The organism is Rossellomorea aquimaris TF-12, from assembly GCF_001648555.1.
Lineage (GTDB): Bacteria > Bacillota > Bacilli > Bacillales > Bacillaceae_B > Rossellomorea > Rossellomorea aquimaris.
Map to the genome: position 1 here is coordinate 118,360 of NZ_LQXM01000026.1, position 15,980 is coordinate 134,339.

The following is a 15,980-nucleotide window of genomic DNA, read 5'->3' on the forward strand; positions in this document are numbered from 1 at the left end:
CTTTGGCAAATAGCAACTAGTAATAAAAAAGGTCTAATGAGTTTATATTACCCATTAGACCTTGGTGAGAAACGATATTAACGGAAATTAACAAATTGGACATCAATGGATAAATCAGCTTCTCTTATGCTGGCAATGATTTTTTGAAGGTCGTCCTTGCTTTTTCCAGTTACTCTTACTTGATCATCTTGAACCTGGCTCTTCACTTTTACAGAAGAGTTTTTGATAATTGTATTAATTTTTTTTGCATTTTCTTTATCAATTCCTTGCACAAGCTTTGCTCGTTGACGGACAGTCCCGCCAGAGGCACCTTCAAGCTTACTATAATCAAGGTTTTTAACAGGAACATTTCGTTTAATTAGTTTGCTTAAAAGTACATCCTTTAATTGGTTCATTTTAAATTCATCGTCGGATACAAGAACAATTTCCTCACCATCAAGTTTGATATCACTCTTACTACCTTTAAAGTCATAGCGAGTTTGTACTTCTTTTAGTGCAATTTGAATAGCATTACTCACTTCAGACATATCTACTTTTGAGACAACATCGAATGAACTTTCTTTCGCCATATGTAACTCCTCCTCTATATATTCTCACTCTTCATTATAGACATGGCCGATTCCTTCATACAACTTCTACGAGTATATATTTCGTAATTTTTTGATAGGAAAAGGTAAAAGAACGAAAATAAAAGAACCACTCTTTCATGAGTGGTTCAATGTCCCCTTATAGATGATCGGTTTTCTTTGAATATTGGTTTTTGCCAGATTTTCGATTGTACTCTTTTATTTTGTTTTTTTCTTGAAGCAAAGCATTATTGTCTTTTGCTTTTTTTTCATTATCAGATGTATGTGGCATATGGTATTCTCCCTTTCCTAAAAACGTTTCTTCCTTAGTATGAGAAAGGGGGTGTAGATTTATGTGTATTAGTTTAAGAAAAAGACAGCTAACGTTCCTGTTCCTGTATGAGATCCTACAGCACATCCAATAATATTAATATAAACCTCTTTAGGAGAGAATTTCTCTTCAATTAATCTTTTCATTTCTTCTGCCAGTTCTATATCGTCACCATGACTGATGGCAATAACCTGATTAGAAAGGGTTGATCCACGTTCTTCCATGAGATCAAGGATTCGTTTAAGGAGCTTCTTCTTTCCGCGTAATTTTTCAATAGGAACCAGTTTCCCGTCCTCTACGTGTAAAAGAGGCTTAATATTTAGAAGGCCTCCTAGAAATGCAGAAGCTTTTGAGACTCGACCTCCTTTTGCCAAGTATTCTAAATCCTCTACGGTAAATAAGTGTTCCATATGTTCTGTATAGTGGTGGATTGTATCCAGGATGTCTTCTTTGCTTCCACCTTGTTGTAGCTTTTCAGCAGCATGCTTGACAATTAACCCATAGCCTAGGGAAGCGCATTTAGAGTCAATGATGGTTAAATCCAGATTAGGGTACTCTTCTTTTACTTGATCATGTATCATGACTGCCGTTTGATATGTACCCGATAATTGTGAAGAAAAAGCTATATAAATACCGGTATCTTTATTTATTGCAAGCTCTGTGAATTTCTTTAAAAAATGTTCCGGGGAAACTTGAGAAGTTTTAGGCATATGACCTTGACGAATTTTGTCAAACACCATTTTAGGTTCAATGGTAACTAAGTCTTCATAGTCTTGACCGTCAATATGTACTTTTAATGGGAGAAGCTCTATGTTGGTTTGTTCATAAAATTCTGAGGGAAGGTCGCATGCGCTATCAGCAAACAATTTCACTGTCATCTTAATCATCCTTTACCTTTTCTTTATAGCTTAAGTCTAGCTATATTTGACTAAAATAACAATCTATTCATGCTAAATTTCATGTAAAAAGGATTGTTTTATATTTAAAGGGTGAAGAAAGTGTTTAGTTTAGTTATGATATATTGTGGAACATACAAGATAACAATATAATGTCGAAGGAGGTCTGTCGATGTCGAGAGATCATGTTCATCTAGAAGCAAAAAAATTTATCGTCGTGCTAATAGGATCAATACTTGGAGCAATTGCCATGAACTTTTTTCTTATTCCTGCCAATGTATATGCAAGCGGGTTTACAGGAATTGCCCAATTATTATCAAGTATATTAAAAGAGTTTGCCCCATTTAATATATCAACAGGAATTTTATTATTCATCTTAAATATTCCTGTCACAATAATAGGGTGGCTGAAAGTAGGTCGTTCCTTTACGATTTATAGCTTTATTTCAGTATTTCTTACTTCTTTTTTCTTAGAGGTTATTCCTGTTATTTCACTTTCTCCAGATATTTTGTTAAATGCTGTCTTTGGAGGCGTTATCGCTGCTGTGGGAGTAGGTATCACATTAAAGTGGGGAGCTTCAACGGGGGGAATGGACATTATTGCCATGATTCTCTCTAGAATGAAGGATAAACCAGTGGGTACGTATTTCTTTTTAATGAATGCAGTCATTATAACATCAGCAGGATTTTTGTATGGTTGGGAAAAAGCACTGTACACGTTAGTTACGTTGTATGCTTCTACTCGTGTTATTGATGCAATTCATACACGTCATGAGAAACTGACCGCAATGATTGTGACTAAAAAATCGAATGAATTACGTGAAGCCATTCATTCGAAGTTAATGAGAGGTATTACTACATTACCTGCAAAAGGTGCTTTTTCAGGTGAGGCCAAAGAAATGATGATTATTGTAATCTCAAGGTATGAACTGTACGAGATTGAACAAGTGATCAAAGAGGTAGACCCAAATGCCTTTACGAATATTGTTCAGACAACAGGCATATTCGGATTCTTTAGAAAAGATTAGATTCTATATTTTTACAAATACTAAAAGGTGAACCTGAATTGTATAGAAAGGGGTATCACCTTGAAGGTAATTTCATGGATGATCATAAGTGGTCTTTTATTTATTTGTTTACCTTTCAATTTGGAGGCGAAGCAGGATTCTCCTATCACTTTTTCTGTCACAGCTTTTCCTGAAGAAGAGTCAGTAACCATTCAGCTTATTCTTTATAATCAATCAAGTATGAAAAAGAATGTTACGTTCCGTACGAGTCAATTTTTTGATTTTGTGATTACCAATGAAGAAGGAAAACAGATCTATGTATATGGTAAGGATAAATCCTATCTTCAAAGGTTACACACTGTTCACTTGAAGCCGGGGGGAACAAAGCTGTGGAAAAGTGAGTGGAATTACTATCATGATGAGAAACGTGTTCCGCCAGGGAAGTATACCATACATGCAAGACTTCTTGGAGAAGACCTAAGTAGCTTCAATACACCACTAAGAGCTTCTCATACTTTTATTGTATTAAAGGAAAATCCATCTTTTAGGCATGTCAGTATTCGATCACACCATGATAAATTGGTTGTAAGAGGACAAGCAAATGTGTCAGCTGGAAGCTTTTATTATAGTGTAGAAGATGGACATAACGTACTAATTAATGAAACACTCATGAAAGTGAACAAAGATGCTCCAGCCTGGACAGACTTCAGCTTCTCATTCCCTGTCCCTAGATGTAACAAGGCCAATGAATGTTTTCTGCTTCTGTATGAACGGGATGAAATGAGCGGGAAAATCCGTCATCCTTATCTAATGAGGCTGAAACACTAAAAAAGGGGTGAACCTATTGATTTAGGTTCACCCTTTTTTCATTATTGGAGTTGGTTCAATTCATCTTGCAGAACATGTAATTGTTTTTGTTCTTCTACATTTGAGTTAGCGTAAGCAGAAGACAAGGCATTTTTAGCTTGATCAATGGACATTTTAGCATTATCACCAGAGGAGCATGCTTCTTTTGCAGAGATTACCGCCTGTCTTGCTTGTCGGAATAATGGATTACTCATTATTCCATTCCCCCTAGGGAGGAGTTTTCAACATTTGAAGAAAGCTTTTTGGCCTCTGCTTCGGCATATGTCAAATGATAAGGGATACGTTCATCGTGTTTTGATACCGCATTTTTACCTTGTTGTACAAATCGTTTTGATTTATTTCTACCCAACACTACCACCCCTTCATATAACTAGAACGCGAATAGTTGCGTTCCTTTTTAGTATGGCTAGTTAAGGGTGGAATAGTGTATGAATTATTACCCACTGCTACCAGTAGGTTTGACCATCATTAGAGGTTAAAGCGCTTTTGTAAAAAGTGTCCGATACCATCTTCTTCGTTCGATAAGGTTACCTCATTGGCAATGTCTTTAAGTGGTCCAATTGCATTCCCCATAGCTACACCAGTTCCTGCGTACTCAAGCATTTCCAAATCATTGTCCTCATCTCCGAATGCAATAATTCGTTCTTGTGGAATATTTAATGAAGAAGCAACCCTTTCTATTCCAACGGCTTTATTTAACCCTGTTTTAACAATTTCAATGATGTGCCACGGAGCTGCCCATCGTCGGTGATCAATTAATTCAGCATGTACATCATCAAGGTGAGCGCGAATTTCCTTAACGTCGCTTTCCTCAGCATGAATAAGCATCGATGTAGGATGGTCAGTAAGTACATTACGAATATCACCAGTAGTGATAGATGGGTCTCCCATCATAAATACGTCAATAATTCGCTCATCATGATAATGAAGATATACATCATCCATTACTTCAGCTACAATATTTCGGAATTTAAAATCATAGCAAGCATCTATAATTTGTTTTGCCACTTCTAAATCCATCGGCTCATGAAAAGTTCCCCATGAATCATCAGTAGGGTGATGCACAAACGCACCATTAAAATTAACGATAGGAGTAGTTAGCTTTAATTCCTGATAATAAATTTCACTTGCACGATAAGGTCTGCCTGTGGCAATCATGACTTCATGGCCTTGTTGACGAATTTTTGATAAAATGTCAAATGTTTTAGAAGAAATCTTCTTTTCATCTGTAAGGAGGGTCCCATCTAAATCAAGAACAATTAAGTGTTTTTCATCTAAACTCATAAATATAATTCCCCAATCTTAAGCAATTGTTTTGAAATAATGCCTGGTTCTAGTGTATCGTTAGACATTGAAAGCTGTCTACTTTAGAAAGGTACATTTAAAAAATGTTTACAATCCTTTAAATATTATTCATCTTACCAAATCTAAGATATCTTTATAAAGGAAAAGCATCCAGGAGGGATAAAGAAACATGATATTAGTAGAACAATCAAGCATTAACAAGATTCCCTTTCTTCAACTTGTTAAAGAAGAAAGTTTGGATAAACCACTACCCTTATGTTTTTTTATCCACGGATTTACAAGTGCCAAAGAACATAATTTGCACTATGCATATTATTTAGCTGAAAAAGGATTTAGAGTAATTCTCCCTGATAGTATGGAGCATGGTGAAAGGGATTCAGGAAAGTCTGAGCAGCAATTAGGAGAAATATTTTGGGAAATTGTTCTGCAAACTATTCATGAATTATCTATTCTAAAGGGTCACTTTGATCAAAAGGGGTTACTTAGTGAAAGCAAAATTGGTGTTGCAGGAACCTCCATGGGAGGAATTGTCACCCTGGGAGCACTAACTCAGTATGACTGGATTTCTTCAGCAGTATCCTTAATGGGTAATCCTTCTTATGTAAAATTTGCGAAAGCTCAAATTGCTCAAGTAAAAGCACTTGGCTATAAGATTCCTTATACAGAAGAAGAAACGATGAGAATCTTTAGGGAATTAGAAAAATATGATTTAAGCCTGCAACCTGAGAAACTAAAGGGTAGACCTCTTATGTTTTGGCATGGGAAAAGGGACAAGGTTGTTCCCTTCCAACTGACACATGAGTTTTATCATAGTATTTTACCCTATTATGAAGATCTTGAAGATAACTTATTATTTGTCGAGGATGAGAAGGCTGACCACAAAGTATCTAGAGAAGGTGTGATAAAACTGGTGGAGTGGTTTGAAAAGCACTTATCAGCCTAATATTTTTGTTTTATTGTATTATTTTTGTTAAGATGATGAAGAAAAAACACATTAAGTATAAAGGATTTAATGTTTAATATGAAAAATCCTTATTAAATCATAAAGGAGTGCTAATATGGATCAGGATCTTAAAGATAATTTGATGGGTGCCCTTGAACAGGTAGTTGACCCTGAATTAGGTATAGACATTGTTAATTTAGGATTAGTTTATGATGTGGATTTAGATGAGGAAGGCAAAGCTACTGTAACAATGACCCTGACTTCAATGGGATGTCCCCTTGCTGGTACCATTGTAGAACAAGTAAAAGCGGCTTTAAGCGATATTCCAGAAGTTAAAGAGACGGAAGTAGATATTGTTTGGAATCCACCATGGAGTAAGGACAATATGTCTAGGTACGCGAAGATTGCTTTAGGAATAAGATAAAAAAATCGGGTGCACCTCTTGAATAGATGCACCCGATTTTTTAATCAATTCTGCAAATTGAAATGGGACAATTCTCGCAATCAATTTCATCTTTTAAATAATCCAGGTTATGAACCGTAATATATCCTTTCTCTAAAGAAAGGACCTTTTGTTTTTTTAACTCGCTAAGTAATCGATTCACAACTTCTCTAGACGTTCCGCAAAAATTGGCCAACTCTTGGTTTGTTAAAGGGAAGTCAATTAATATGCCCTCATCCAAAGATTTACCATAACTATTTGTTAATCGAATAATAGTTGAATATAATGCTCCTTTTTTTCCATGAAGAATTAGGTCTCGAAACTTTGTTTGGTTTTGCTGATTTTGATGCTGAATCCATTTCAACCACTGAATGGTTAATTCTCCATTATTAGAGAGCTGTTGTTCGAACCTTTCTTTAGGTAGAGCATAAACTTCAACGTTTTCCATGACTTTTGCATTTAACATATAGGATGATTCTCTACAAAATAACGTTAATTCCCCTATGACATCATTATTGGAACATATACGCATTGAAAGCTCTCGTCCGTCAGCGATGACCTTACTAACCTGAATTCTTCCTGATTTGATCAAAAAAAGCTCATTAGCCATCTGTCCTTCTTGAAAGAGGTAATGTCCTTTTTTAACGCTCTTTAAGATGTTGGCTTCTAAAAACATGCTTCTAATTTCAGTCGGAACTTTAATTAAATCACTCATTTAGATCACATCTTTTCTTTAAATAAAGTCTATTGCCTTTAACTTTATCAAAGACAATAGACAATTAATAGGTGGTTAGGCAAAAATAATAACCAATGTTCCTACTATGAAACAGTAAATAGCGAAATACTTAAGGTTCCCTTTAGCCATAATATTCATAAACCATTTTAACGAGAAGTAAGAAGCAACAAGGGAAGCTAAAAACGCTACAGTGTAAGGAATCGCCATTTCAGATAGGTTTTTGGCTTCCATTAAGTCACTAATTCCGAATACCATGACTCCTAAACTGACGGGGATATATAATAGAAAGGAAAATCGCAAGGCAGTTTCAGCTTTCATTCCCCTCGCCATAGCAGCAACGATAGTTGCTCCTGAACGACTGATCCCTGGAATAAGTGCTACTGCTTGAGCGGCTCCAATGATTAGAGCATCCTTTATATTTAAATCTCCGTCGTTTTTTCCACCCTTAAAATTACGGATTGCCCATAGTGCAAATCCTGTAATAATTAAAGTAATACCAACTGTAATCACTTTAGATAGATTTTCTTCAATAACATCACCAAAAAGTACACCAATAACACCAGCAGGTATGGTACCAATTATTAAGTACACAATAAAATGAAAATCACGTTTTGTTTCAGGTGTTTTATGTTTAAAATAACCTAGCCCATTAACAACTAGACGCCAAATATCCTCACGATAAATAATTAATACTGCAAACAACGAAGCTGTATTGACTAATATTTCAAACGTTAGAGAAGGATCATCTATCCCTAAGAAATGTTGTGCCAACGCCAAATGTCCACTAGATGAGATGGGAATTGGTTCCGTAAAACCTTGAAAAATCCCTAAGAATAAATATTTCAAAACAAGATAAAAATCCATTACATATCCTCCAACCTTTTATTATCCACATTTTTTAATTTAACACCATAAAGGGAAAGACTGTAAAGGGTTTTTCTAAATGTTAATAAAACAGTAATGAAATTATTACGAAACTGATTTAGATATCCTTCATCTGGTATGCATGAACAGGAATGATTGTAGAAAAATAAGAAGGAAGCAATGCTTCGAAAAGGAGGGGTATACATGGGACAACCACGACATTTTAAAGGTGGAGAAAAAGCACCGAATAATGGTCAATACATTGAAATCGGTGAGACAGGAAGTAATGTGAAAAATCCCCAAAGACTAAGATTAAAAGCGGGAGACCGGTTCCCAGAAAACTCAAACCATAATCGCCATTGGACCTACATGAGAAAACCTTAATAAGTTGGAACAAGGAAAACTGCTTACGTTGTCGAAAGGCGTCATGCAGTAAATTCCTTGTTCTTTTTTCTTTTCAAATGTTATAAAAAGGAATATAATAAACACAAAGGTCAATAAAGGTCAAATTCTTCCCGAGGTGGTATACGATGAATTTTGAAAAGATGACACATAGCATTCAAGAAGGATTAGTTGCTGGTGGGGAATTAGCCAAAGAAAGGCTACATACGGATATAGGAGTACTGCATTTATGGAAAGCTTTAATCAGTAACCACGAAAGTTTACTACAATCGATCTATTTAAAAGCAGGAATAAACGTTCCTGAATTTGAATTGTTTTTACAAGAGAAATTAGATGATATACCGTCAGTTGAAGGATCCGGACTCCAGTATGGACAGTACTTTAAAAGGGATATCCATCAACTATTACAGGACAGTGACAAGATAAAACGTGACTGGGAAGATGATTACATTTCAATTGAACACCTTGCTATTGCCTTGTTTAAGCAAGGTGACCATGATATTACAAAATATTTGGTGTCAAAAGGTGTCACGCATAACGAAATTAACGTTCTTATTAATAAAATAAGAGGAGGGAGTAAAGTGACTACTCAAAATCCGGAAGTACAATATGAAGCATTAAAGAAATATGGGAGAGATCTTGTTGCTGATGTGAAGGCGGGCAGAATTGATCCTGTTATAGGAAGAGATAGTGAAATTCGTCATGTTATTCGAATCCTGTCACGTAAAACGAAGAATAATCCTGTTTTAATAGGAGAGCCTGGAGTTGGGAAAACCGCAATAGTAGAAGGCTTAGCCCAGCGAATTGTTAGAAAAGATGTTCCAGAGGGTCTTAAAGATAAAACAATCTTTGAATTAGATATGAGTTCACTAGTTGCAGGTGCTAAATTTAGAGGTGAATTTGAAGAACGGCTAAAAGCAGTGTTAACGGAAGTGAAAAAAAGTGAAGGACGAATCCTTCTATTTATTGATGAGCTGCACACTATAGTGGGAGCAGGTAAAACGGAAGGCGCCATGGATGCAGGTAATATCCTGAAACCCATGCTTGCAAGGGGAGAGTTGCATTGCATTGGAGCTACTACCCTAAATGAATACAGAAAATATATTGAAAAGGACCCAGCCCTTGAGCGACGTTTTCAACAGGTATTAGTTCATGAGCCAAATGTAGAGGATACAATTTCTATCCTTAGGGGTTTGAAAGAGAGATTTGAAATTCATCATGGTGTTAATATTCATGATCGTGCAATCGTGGCTGCTGCCAAATTATCTGATCGCTATATCTCAGATCGTTTTCTTCCAGACAAAGCCATAGACTTAGTTGATGAAGCGTGTGCTATGATTCGTACAGAAATTGATTCTATGCCAACTGAGTTAGATGAAGTAACCCGTAAAGTAATGCAACTTGAAATTGAGGAAGCAGCTCTTTCAAAAGAAAAAGATCAGGCAAGCATAGAAAGGCTTCATATAATAAGAGAAGACCTGGGTAATTTAAAAGAAAAAGCCAATGCCATGAAGTTAAAATGGCAACAAGAGAAAGAAAGCATCGGAGCTGTTCAAGAAAAGAGAGAAGAGCTTGATAAATTAAGACGATTGTTAGAAGAAGCTGAAAGTGACTATGATTTAAATAAAGCGGCAGAGCTTCGACATGGGCGTATACCAGCTATGGAAAAGGAATTAGAAACTTTGGAAGCTGAAACAATGCAAGAGCAGGAAGGAAGACTGCTAAGAGAAGAAGTAACAGAAGAAGAAGTTGCCAATATTGTTGCTAGATGGACTGGAATTCCCGTAACGAAACTTGTAGAGGGAGAAAGAGAGAAGTTATTAAAGTTAGAAACAATCCTCCATGAACGTGTGATAGGGCAGGAAGATGCTGTTGAATTGGTAAGTGATGCGGTTATTCGTGCACGAGCAGGAATAAAGGATCCGAACCGACCGATTGGTTCTTTTATTTTCTTAGGTCCTACTGGGGTAGGAAAGACAGAGCTTGCTAAAACGTTGGCACACACATTGTTTGATAGTGAGGAGCAGATGATTCGTATTGATATGTCTGAATATATGGAAAAACATGCAGTATCACGGTTAATTGGTGCGCCTCCAGGATATGTTGGGTATGAAGAAGGAGGGCAGTTAACAGAAGCAATCAGAAGAAAGCCCTACTCCGTTATTCTTTTAGACGAGATTGAGAAAGCTCATCCGGAAGTATTCAATATTTTATTGCAAATGCTGGATGATGGACGTATTACAGATTCACAAGGAAGAACAATTGATTGTAAAAACACAGTTATTATTATGACTTCAAATATCGGATCTACCCACCTCTTGGAACGAAATAAAGGAGAAGAGGAAATAGATACCGAGACAAAAGATTTAGTCATGAGTCAGCTTCGAAGCTCATTTCGCCCTGAGTTCCTCAATCGTGTAGATGATATTATCCTATTTAAACCACTTAGTATAGCTAATGTGAAAGGAATCATTGACAAACTATTGTTAGAATTGCAGGATCGAGTGAAGGAGCAGCACATATCGCTTGTTCTAACAGAGGAAGCCAGGGAACTTATTGCAACTTCTGCCTATGACCCAGTTTATGGAGCCCGTCCTTTAAAAAGGTATTTACAAAGAGAAGTCGAGACGAAGCTCGCACGGGAAATCATTGCTGGAAAGATAGGAAAAAATGAGGAAGTTCTAATAGAAGCAGGGGAGAAAGGAATAGATTTGCAAACTAGATCAAAATAAAAGGATCTTTCGCATACTTTGATGCTTGTGAAAAAGCGAGAAGTTATTGATTGGAACGCCGCAGGGCGTGAGTTTAGCCTCCGCAGGCTTTGCCCTGTGGAGGCTCACTGTCTAGCTCCGGGGCTAAGGGACTAGAGGTCATAAGTCAATTCTGCCAATAAGGCAAAAAGCGCCTTTCCGTCAGAATCTCCTTATGCTTGTTGTCCCTGAACAAAGCCCCTTGGCTTTTCGTGCTTTCCCTCAGGAGTCGAGAACCTTTCCCTCACCACCTAGCAGACTCTAGTAGACAGAGTTACCATGTTACACAACATCAATCTATGCAAAAAAGCCAAAATGCGTGGTTTGAAATAAAAGGAAAAAGCAGGGGCTATGAAAACCCCTGCTTTTTCTTATGTGAAATGAACGACTTTTGTATGTAATCCCAGGATTCTCGAATTACAATGTTTATTAATGTTTTTCTACTGGTTCATTTGGAATTACAAGTGTAATAACAAAAAGAATAACGGTTACTAAAACAGACAAGATTAAGCCTGTTTCAAAGTGAAACTTAACCCCAATCATTGAACTTACAACGTAAGTTAACATTTCTGTTAGAGCAAACGCCCAAAAGAATGTCCAAAAAAATCTCACGTCAAGTCACCTCGTTTCTATGTATTAAACTATTTATTTAATGGTTAAACTTTTTCAATCTTTATTATCTTACCACAGCTTTTGAAAATAATAAATGACGAATATGTGAAAATGTAACCCTTATCATTTATTCAACCTATATTAATGTAAAAAGGTAATAATACTCCTTTTTACATTAATATAGGCGTTTTACATAAACATTAGTATTGTCTCTACATAAACTATAATGACTTACTATGTAAAAGGAGACTTTCTAATGTACCAGCGTTTATTTCAATTAGAGAATGAGTGGTGTATGATTCATTATCCTGAACGTCCAAATGGGTTTGCTGTGATGATCTTAGGTGATCATCATCATTATGTAGATGAAAAAAGCAGCTTTTGGGTCCAGCATGAAGCAAGGGTAAAGTGGATTCAAGAGCTTACTTCAAAGGGGTATATTGTATATTATAGCAACCTTTATGGAGCAAATTGGGGAAGCAATCAAGCAGTACAGTTAGCTAGAAGACTATACCAACATGTAAAAAGATCCGAAATCATCAATGGAAAAATTCATATATTAGCTGAAGGGATGGGTGCCTTAGTTTTAAAAGAGCTTTATCCTAAAATGGAAGAGGATATTAGAGGAGCAATTATGTTCACACCATGCGTATCACTTCATAAACATTTGGAACAGGAGAAAGAACAAAAGTTTTTCTATAAAAGGCTAATAAAGGAACTGTCTTTTTCTTTTCAAATGAATGAAGAGGAATGTGAAGCCTTCTTTTCTCAGCCTTCTCAAGACTATGAAGTATATAAGAAGATATCTATCCCCCTATACATCGTTCAGTCAACCACTGTTAATCGTTATAATAATCAGTTCTCTCTCATAAAAGATATATATAGGGAAAGAGTCGATAAAGGACTTTCAACAGACCTCTTTTACGTACTTCCCGAAAAAAGAGCTTCTTTGGGAGAAAAGTTTGCATCTTATTTCTCATTACATGAGAAAGAATTATAATATGATTTCACATTGGAGTGATTGAGTTGAATCATGCAGTAGTTTTGGCAGCCCAACAGTTTTTAGGATTTGAGCTTTGTGGTGCACTACTTGAAAGCGGATGGACTGTTACAGCAATTGACGACAATGACACAACAGAGGAAAAATGGATGGAGATTGGGAGAAACGCTAATATACAATACATTGCTTTTAGCGATTGGAATAGGGAAATAAAATCAGAGGCTACATTGTTTCTTCCGTATTACGATCAACTTAGAGGTAATAAGCTGCAATGTCTGTCAGAAGTTGACTCCATTTTAGAGGAGCAGAAACAACTTCCGAATATTGTTGAGATCTATTCCAATAGGGAAAGGAAAACTAGTAGGTCTCAAGGTTCAAGACCTGTTACTACATTTTACATTCCTACATTATTTGGCATACATCAGCCATCATCGTTTTTGTTTGCTCAATTGTTAAATGAGGATTGTGAAGAAGGATGTTATGAATATATTGACGATACAAGTGGTGCTATTTATGTGAAAGATGCAGCTTTTTCAATTATTTCAAATTCTTTAGAGCAAAAAACGTTTACATTAAAACCTGATTCTGACAATAGTTGGAGTGAAGCCTTATCACACATCACAGAATCAACATTTTCTTCAGAGCCTATCCAATGCACACCTAATAAAAATATTCTTACCGTGAAGCCTTCACAATCCTATGATGAAATCATTCAAGAACAAAAAAGAGGAATAAATAGGGAGGAAATTTAAGAATAAGTAAATTTTCTCTTTTCATGTACATTCAACTAAGGGTAAAATGAAATCGATGTAATATTTTTCTATCTTTTCTTTAATGGAAGCTGCATGAGCCTTAAAGGAGTTGCTGCACATGTGTAAGAGGTATTACCTAGTCATATTATTATTATTATTAGTCATCAGTGGTTGTTCAAATGGGACCAGCACAGGAGAAATGGAAAAAGTTGGGTTATTAGTTCCTGAAACGGTAAATGATGGAGTATGGGGAACAAAAGGATATAAAGGCTTATTAAAAATCCAGTCAGAATACAATGCAGACGTATTCTATAAAGAGAGCATGAATAATGATACATCAATTAAGCAAGCTGTTGGAGAATTTAATAAAAATGATGTTAATCTTGTATTCGGTCATGGAAGTGAATATTCAGAGATATTTAATAATCTTTCAAGTGACTATCCAAACATTCATTTTGTAAGTTTTAATGGTAATGCTACTGAAAAAAACACGACAAGTCTAAGATTTAAAGGCTATGCAATGGGTTATTTCGGCGGGATGACTGCAGCATTCCAATCTGAAACAGATAAAATAGGTGTTGTGGCTGCGTTTGACTGGCAACCCGAAGTACAAGGCTTTATAGATGGTGCAAAGTTTCAAAACAAAGACGTAGAAGTAATGGTAGAATACACCGAACATTGGGATGATCAAGACATTGCCCTTGTCCGATTAGAAAAGGAAATTAATAATGGTGTTGATGTTGTCTATCCCGCAGGAGATGGCTATAATGTAGCTGTAATTGAAAAACTGAAAGAAAAGGGACTATTCGCCATTGGTTTTGTATCTGATCAATCTGATTTAGGGGAATCGACAGTATTAACAAGTACTGTACAGCATGCGGATAAACTTTATGAAGTTGTAGCAGATAGATTCTTAAAAGGTGAATTATCATCAGGAAATCTAGAGTTCGATTTTCAAGACGGTGTCATTACCATGGGGAGATTTAGTCCTGTTGTACCTGAAAAATTTCAGTCTGAAATGAAGCAACATGTAAATCGTTACATTGAAGAAGGAAAATTACCAAATGGAAAGGAGCCTAAACAATGAACGAAGATAAAACAATGGAATTTATGCAAATCGCTATGAAATACTTACCTCAAGCAAAACATCAATTAGATGAAGCTGGAATTGAGTTTTCACCAGAAATGCTTCAACCATTTATGAAGCTTTTTACGCAATTAATGAATGATGCCTATGAATTAGGTAAAAAGGACGCCTTACATAATGAGTAATTGATCGCGACCAAGACTGTTCAGTGTGAAAACTGAACAGTCTTTTTTATAGACTCTATTTTGTTATTACAGAAAGAAAAAATAGTGGTTGATTGGAGGAAAGAGGCGTGTAATAAAAATGGAGACTCATTGATCAATTGCTTGAAAAGAGAAACGTGTAGAAAAAGAAGAAGTAAAAAATAATTGCAGAAACTCGAATTTTTCGCTAGAATTAGTACCAAGTCATAATAATTGATAATAAACTATAAAAATAAATAAACTATTAATTATGAAAGTAGGGGATGCCAGTATGAACGCAGGAATTATTGGAATTGGGCGTTACCTTCCTGAAAAAATTGTAACCAATGCAGATCTCGAAAAAATAGTCGATACTTCAGATGAATGGATTCGTACGAGAACGGGCATTGAAGAAAGAAGAATAGCAAATAATGAAACAGACACTTCTGATATGGCATATGAGGCAGCGAAGACGGCAATAGCTGACGCAAAAATATCTCCAGAGGAACTTGATCTCATTTTAGTTGCCACTGTCACTCCAGATAATCCTTTCCCATCAGTGGCATGCCTGCTTCAAGAGAGACTTGGAGCCAAAAAAGCGGCAGCTATGGATATCAGTGCTGCCTGTGCAGGATTTATGTATGGAATCATCACAGGAAAACAGTTTATCGATAACAAAGTATACAAGAACGTACTAGTAGTTGGTGTAGAAAAACTATCTAAAATAACCGATTGGGATGACCGGAATACAGCTGTTTTATTCGGGGATGCTGCTGGTGCTGTTGTAATTGGTCCTGTTAGTGATGGAAGGGGAATACTTGCGTTTGAACTAGGTGCAGATGGTTCAGGAGCAAAGCATCTCTATCAGGAAAAAAACATTGTGATGAATGGTAGAGAAGTATTTAAGTTCGCCGTTCGTCAAATGGGTGAATCAAGTGTAAACGTAATTGAAAAAGCAGGTTTAACCAAAGAGGATGTAGATTTCTTAGTCCCTCATCAAGCGAATATACGAATTATGGAAGCAGCAAGACAACGTTTGGAATTACCAGTCGAAAAGATGTCAAAAACTGTGAACAAATATGGAAACACTTCAGCAGCATCTATTCCAGTATCTCTTGTTGAAGATTTAGAAGCTGGAAGAGTAAAAGACGATGATGTAGTAGTAATGGTAGGTTTTGGTGGTGGATTAACTTGGGGTGCAATCGCCATGCGCTGGGGTAAATAATAATTCTTCTATAC

20 protein-coding genes are annotated in these 15,980 nt (G+C 36.2%); 11 read left to right on the top strand and 9 right to left on the bottom strand.

The genetic code is table 11. From position 1 onward, the window contains the following. Positions 1–77: 77 nt before the first annotated feature. From IQI_RS08550 to IQI_RS08555, 3 genes are all read right to left on the bottom strand, one after another. The gene (locus tag IQI_RS08550; protein WP_064092233.1) at positions 78–569 is read right to left on the bottom strand and encodes a YajQ family cyclic di-GMP-binding protein; all 492 of its coding nucleotides are present in this window, start codon (positions 567–569) and stop codon (positions 78–80) included. 157 nt (positions 570–726) lie between these two features. After that, entirely contained in the window at positions 727–858 is a 132-nt protein-coding gene (locus tag IQI_RS20595) for a DUF3941 domain-containing protein (RefSeq protein WP_156509866.1), read from the bottom strand. A gap of 68 nt (positions 859–926) precedes the next feature. Continuing rightward, positions 927–1,775, bottom strand: a complete 849-nt coding sequence (locus IQI_RS08555) for a DegV family protein (RefSeq protein ID WP_064092234.1) — start codon at positions 1,773–1,775, stop codon at positions 927–929. A 190-nt stretch (positions 1,776–1,965) separates the two neighbouring features. On the opposite strand from IQI_RS08555, the gene IQI_RS08560 reads away from it, so the two are divergent. Both IQI_RS08560 and IQI_RS08565 read left to right on the top strand, forming a co-directional pair. After that, entirely contained in the window at positions 1,966–2,820 is an 855-nt protein-coding gene (locus IQI_RS08560) for a YitT family protein (protein ID WP_064092235.1), read from the top strand. A 60-nt stretch (positions 2,821–2,880) separates the two neighbouring features. Beyond that, on the top strand, positions 2,881–3,627 hold the full coding sequence (locus IQI_RS08565; RefSeq protein WP_064092236.1) for a BsuPI-related putative proteinase inhibitor: 747 nt from the start codon (positions 2,881–2,883) through the stop codon (positions 3,625–3,627). A 41-nt stretch (positions 3,628–3,668) separates the two neighbouring features. On the opposite strand, the gene IQI_RS08570 is transcribed toward IQI_RS08565, so the two are convergent. From IQI_RS08570 to IQI_RS08575, 3 genes are all read right to left on the bottom strand, one after another. Then, the gene (locus IQI_RS08570) at positions 3,669–3,860 is read right to left on the bottom strand and encodes a DUF3813 domain-containing protein (RefSeq protein ID WP_064092237.1); all 192 of its coding nucleotides are present in this window, start codon (positions 3,858–3,860) and stop codon (positions 3,669–3,671) included. After that, a complete protein-coding gene (locus IQI_RS20825) occupies positions 3,860–4,015 on the bottom strand; it encodes a hypothetical protein (protein WP_197489724.1) in 156 nt (51 codons plus the stop codon). Before IQI_RS20825 ends, IQI_RS08570 begins: the two co-directional genes overlap by 1 nt. 119 nt (positions 4,016–4,134) lie before the next feature. Beyond that, positions 4,135–4,950 (bottom strand): Cof-type HAD-IIB family hydrolase, encoded by an 816-nt coding sequence (locus IQI_RS08575; protein ID WP_064092238.1) that lies wholly within the window; start codon positions 4,948–4,950, stop codon positions 4,135–4,137. Positions 4,951–5,140: 190 nt separating this feature from the next. Here IQI_RS08575 and IQI_RS08580 point away from each other — a divergent pair, with 190 nt between their 5' ends. Next, complete coding sequence (locus IQI_RS08580; RefSeq protein WP_064092239.1) at positions 5,141–5,914, top strand: prolyl oligopeptidase family serine peptidase; 774 nt, start codon at positions 5,141–5,143, stop codon at positions 5,912–5,914. A 115-nt stretch (positions 5,915–6,029) separates the two neighbouring features. After that, on the top strand, positions 6,030–6,338 hold the full coding sequence (locus IQI_RS08585; RefSeq protein WP_064092240.1) for a metal-sulfur cluster assembly factor: 309 nt from the start codon (positions 6,030–6,032) through the stop codon (positions 6,336–6,338). Positions 6,339–6,378: 40 nt separating this feature from the next. Here the strand turns inward: IQI_RS08585 and IQI_RS08590 are convergent, their stop codons facing one another. Together IQI_RS08590 and IQI_RS08595 are read right to left on the bottom strand one after the other, a co-directional pair. Next, on the bottom strand, positions 6,379–7,071 hold the full coding sequence (locus IQI_RS08590; protein WP_082892638.1) for a Crp/Fnr family transcriptional regulator: 693 nt from the start codon (positions 7,069–7,071) through the stop codon (positions 6,379–6,381). A gap of 75 nt (positions 7,072–7,146) precedes the next feature. Next, positions 7,147–7,956, bottom strand: a complete 810-nt coding sequence (locus IQI_RS08595; RefSeq protein WP_064092241.1) for an undecaprenyl-diphosphate phosphatase — start codon at positions 7,954–7,956, stop codon at positions 7,147–7,149. A 204-nt stretch (positions 7,957–8,160) separates the two neighbouring features. On the opposite strand from IQI_RS08595, the gene IQI_RS08600 reads away from it, so the two are divergent. Next, positions 8,161–8,340 (top strand): YjzC family protein, encoded by a 180-nt coding sequence (locus tag IQI_RS08600; RefSeq protein WP_064092242.1) that lies wholly within the window; start codon positions 8,161–8,163, stop codon positions 8,338–8,340. Between the two features lie 146 nt (positions 8,341–8,486). After that, positions 8,487–11,090, top strand: coding sequence for an ATP-dependent chaperone ClpB (gene clpB / locus IQI_RS08605; protein ID WP_064092243.1), 2,604 nt, complete (start codon positions 8,487–8,489; stop codon positions 11,088–11,090). A 447-nt stretch (positions 11,091–11,537) separates the two neighbouring features. Here clpB and IQI_RS08610 read toward each other — a convergent pair whose 3' ends face one another. Further along, positions 11,538–11,720 (bottom strand): DUF2929 family protein, encoded by a 183-nt coding sequence (locus tag IQI_RS08610; RefSeq protein ID WP_064092244.1) that lies wholly within the window; start codon positions 11,718–11,720, stop codon positions 11,538–11,540. 256 nt (positions 11,721–11,976) lie between these two features. Between IQI_RS08610 and IQI_RS08615 the strand changes: the two genes are divergently transcribed. The 5 genes from IQI_RS08615 (at position 11,977) to IQI_RS08635 (ending at position 15,966) form a co-directional block, all read left to right on the top strand. Continuing rightward, positions 11,977–12,720 (top strand): hypothetical protein, encoded by a 744-nt coding sequence (locus IQI_RS08615; RefSeq protein ID WP_064092245.1) that lies wholly within the window; start codon positions 11,977–11,979, stop codon positions 12,718–12,720. 26 nt (positions 12,721–12,746) lie between these two features. Next, positions 12,747–13,472 carry a hypothetical protein gene (locus IQI_RS08620; protein WP_064092246.1) on the top strand — a complete coding sequence of 242 codons (726 nt, stop codon included), beginning with the start codon at positions 12,747–12,749 and terminating at the stop codon, positions 13,470–13,472. Between the two features lie 118 nt (positions 13,473–13,590). Continuing rightward, complete coding sequence (locus IQI_RS08625; protein WP_064092247.1) at positions 13,591–14,559, top strand: BMP family ABC transporter substrate-binding protein; 969 nt, start codon at positions 13,591–13,593, stop codon at positions 14,557–14,559. Further along, positions 14,556–14,744, top strand: a complete 189-nt coding sequence (locus tag IQI_RS08630; protein ID WP_064092248.1) for a ComZ family protein — start codon at positions 14,556–14,558, stop codon at positions 14,742–14,744. Before IQI_RS08625 ends, IQI_RS08630 begins: the two co-directional genes overlap by 4 nt. Before the next feature lie 289 nt (positions 14,745–15,033). Further along, positions 15,034–15,966 carry a beta-ketoacyl-ACP synthase III gene (locus IQI_RS08635; protein ID WP_064092249.1) on the top strand — a complete coding sequence of 311 codons (933 nt, stop codon included), beginning with the start codon at positions 15,034–15,036 and terminating at the stop codon, positions 15,964–15,966. The last annotated feature ends 14 nt before the right edge of the window (positions 15,967–15,980 follow it).

Coding starts and splice junctions, on each gene's coding strand:
- IQI_RS08615 (WP_064092245.1), top strand. CDS start 11,977: ATGTACCAGCGTTTATTTCAATTAGAGAATGAGTGGTGTATGATTCAT.
- IQI_RS08575 (WP_064092238.1), bottom strand. CDS start 4,950: ATGAGTTTAGATGAAAAACACTTAATTGTTCTTGATTTAGATGGGACC.
- IQI_RS08635 (WP_064092249.1), top strand. CDS start 15,034: ATGAACGCAGGAATTATTGGAATTGGGCGTTACCTTCCTGAAAAAATT.
- IQI_RS08625 (WP_064092247.1), top strand. CDS start 13,591: ATGTGTAAGAGGTATTACCTAGTCATATTATTATTATTATTAGTCATC.
- IQI_RS08595 (WP_064092241.1), bottom strand. CDS start 7,956: ATGGATTTTTATCTTGTTTTGAAATATTTATTCTTAGGGATTTTTCAA.
- IQI_RS08560 (WP_064092235.1), top strand. CDS start 1,966: ATGTCGAGAGATCATGTTCATCTAGAAGCAAAAAAATTTATCGTCGTG.
- IQI_RS08630 (WP_064092248.1), top strand. CDS start 14,556: ATGAACGAAGATAAAACAATGGAATTTATGCAAATCGCTATGAAATAC.
- IQI_RS08600 (WP_064092242.1), top strand. CDS start 8,161: ATGGGACAACCACGACATTTTAAAGGTGGAGAAAAAGCACCGAATAAT.
- IQI_RS08590 (WP_082892638.1), bottom strand. CDS start 7,071: ATGAGTGATTTAATTAAAGTTCCGACTGAAATTAGAAGCATGTTTTTA.
- clpB (WP_064092243.1), top strand. CDS start 8,487: ATGAATTTTGAAAAGATGACACATAGCATTCAAGAAGGATTAGTTGCT.
- IQI_RS08550 (WP_064092233.1), bottom strand. CDS start 569: ATGGCGAAAGAAAGTTCATTCGATGTTGTCTCAAAAGTAGATATGTCT.
- IQI_RS08555 (WP_064092234.1), bottom strand. CDS start 1,775: ATGACAGTGAAATTGTTTGCTGATAGCGCATGCGACCTTCCCTCAGAA.
- IQI_RS08580 (WP_064092239.1), top strand. CDS start 5,141: ATGATATTAGTAGAACAATCAAGCATTAACAAGATTCCCTTTCTTCAA.
- IQI_RS20595 (WP_156509866.1), bottom strand. CDS start 858: ATGCCACATACATCTGATAATGAAAAAAAAGCAAAAGACAATAATGCT.
- IQI_RS08585 (WP_064092240.1), top strand. CDS start 6,030: ATGGATCAGGATCTTAAAGATAATTTGATGGGTGCCCTTGAACAGGTA.
- IQI_RS08570 (WP_064092237.1), bottom strand. CDS start 3,860: ATGAGTAATCCATTATTCCGACAAGCAAGACAGGCGGTAATCTCTGCA.